Genomic DNA, 1910 nt, shown 5'->3' on the forward strand with positions numbered 1-1910 from the left:
TAAGCCGTTGACGTTGACGTTAAGCCCTTGACTATACCGTCAGGCCCATGAAGTTTGGCGTCCGAAGAGCCGGAAATTTCGGCGACACGCGGTATCGCCAGATCAACGATTCGGTGTAGCCGCGTTTACCGCCCGACGGGCGGCAAACACCGTCTCGCGGCACGCACGAACCAGAAACACATAGCGGAGATTCCCATGAGAAAGATCGTCATCGTCGGCGGCGGTGCCGCAGGACTGCAGGTGGCCACCCGCCTGGGCCGGCGGCTGGGCAAGCGCGGCCTCGCCGAGATCATCCTGGTCGATCGCAGCCCCACGCACCTGTGGAAACCCCTGCTGCATGAAGTGGCCGCTGGCCGGATCGAGCCCGTGGTTCACCATACCTCGTTCGCCCTGCAAGCCGAACGCCATCATTTCCGCTTTGTGCAAGGCGAGCTGCTCGCGGCGGATCGCATCAACCGGACCATCTCCGTGGCCATTGCCGGCACGGGCGACGGCGTGGACGGCCGGGTCCTGTCCATTGCCTACGACAAGCTGGTGCTCGCAGTGGGCGGCGTCACCCAATACTTTGGCGTACCCGGCGCGCGCGAACACGCCTTGACGCTGGACAGCGTCGCCAAAGCGGAAGAAGTGCGCGACCGCGTATTCACCGCCCTGCGCCGCCGTACCGCGCTGGCCGATGCCAGCCCGCAGACGCCCGCCGCCAAGGTTCGCGTGGCCATCGTCGGCGCCGGTGCTACCGGCGTCCAGCTGGCGGCCCAGTTGCGCCGGACGTCGAGCGTGCTCAATCGCTACGGCATACACCGGCTTGATCCGGTGACCGGCGTGGACATTTGTGTCATCGAAGCCTCCCCCGCGGTCGTCCCCGGCATGGGCACGCGGATCGCGGCGCGCGTCAGCGAGCAGCTTGCGCGCCTGCATATCGACGTCCAGTGCAGCGCACGGGTGACGTCCGTCGGCGCAAGCGGCCTGACGATTGCCGGCCAGGCCCCGATGCAGGCGGATGTCGTGGTGTGGGCGGCGGGCATCGCGGCGCCCGCCATGCTGGAGACCTTCCGGTTTCCGGTGAATGCCAAAGGGCAGATCCGCGTGCTGCCGACGCTGCAGAGTATCGAAGACGAGCATATCTACGCCATCGGCGACTGCGCCAGCTGCCGGCCGCAGGACCTCGACGCCGAGTTGCCGACCCGGGCTCAGGTCGCCTACCAGCAAGCGCTATATCTTGCCGAAGCGTTGCCCCGGCGCCTGGCGGGCAAGCAGCCTGCGGGCTTCCGTTATCGCGACTATGGCTCCCTGGTCGCCCTGGCAGGCAGCAGCGCAATCGCCAACCTGGCCGCCACGCCGGGCAAGGACAACGGCTGGCATATTGAAGGCAAGCTCGCCGCCCTGCTCCACCATGCCGTCTATCGGCGGCATGTGCTCGACATCCACGGTTGGGGACGGGCGCTGGGGATGACGCTGGCGCAGGGGCTGGAACGGCTGCTGGCGGCGGGAACGCGGTTGCATTGAGCGCACCCGGCGATCCCGCGCCAAAACGTACCCCGGGGCAGGCCGTCGCGCTTGGTATTCAGACGGCCGCTCCAGTACCGCGAGCGTGACACGTGACGTGTGACGCGTGACATGCAGGCCAGCTTGCGTTGCGCATCTACGATGCGCAACGCGCCATACTTGAGGCCTCCGCCCGAGTGCCTCGGCAAACTCGTGTTGTTGCCATTTGCGCCGTCAGGCCGCCTTCTTCGCCAGCCCCAGATACGTCTCGATCACCTTCGGATTCGCCGCCAGTTCCGCCGCCGGCCCCTCCATCGCCATATCCCCCGTCTCGATCACATAGCCATAGTCCGCTACCTGCAGCGCCGCGCGTGCGTTCTGCTCGATCAGCAGTGTCGCCACACCGGTCTTGCGCAGGTCGTTGA

At 66.7% G+C, this 1910-nt stretch carries 1 protein-coding gene and 1 pseudogene; one reads left to right on the plus strand and one right to left on the minus strand.

Going from position 1 to position 1910, the window contains the following annotated elements; all coding sequences use genetic code 11:
* Window positions 1-195: 195 nt before the first annotated feature.
* Window positions 196-1506: an NAD(P)/FAD-dependent oxidoreductase gene (locus CF70_RS02750; RefSeq protein ID WP_035860024.1), complete on the plus strand. Its 1311-nt coding sequence runs from the start codon at window positions 196-198 to the stop codon at window positions 1504-1506.
* A 213-nt stretch (window positions 1507-1719) separates the two neighbouring features.
* Here CF70_RS02750 and CF70_RS02755 read toward each other — a convergent pair.
* Window positions 1720-1910: pseudogene (locus CF70_RS02755) on the minus strand (ABC transporter ATP-binding protein); the annotation flags it as partial.

It is taken from the genome of Cupriavidus sp. SK-3, assembly GCF_000611145.1.
In the GTDB taxonomy this organism is placed as follows: Bacteria; Pseudomonadota; Gammaproteobacteria; order Burkholderiales; family Burkholderiaceae; genus Cupriavidus.

Excerpts from the sequence above, each read along its gene's own strand:
- CF70_RS02750 (WP_035860024.1), top strand. The coding sequence starts at position 196 with ATGAGAAAGATCGTCATCGTCGGCGGCGGTGCCGCAGGACTGCAGGTG.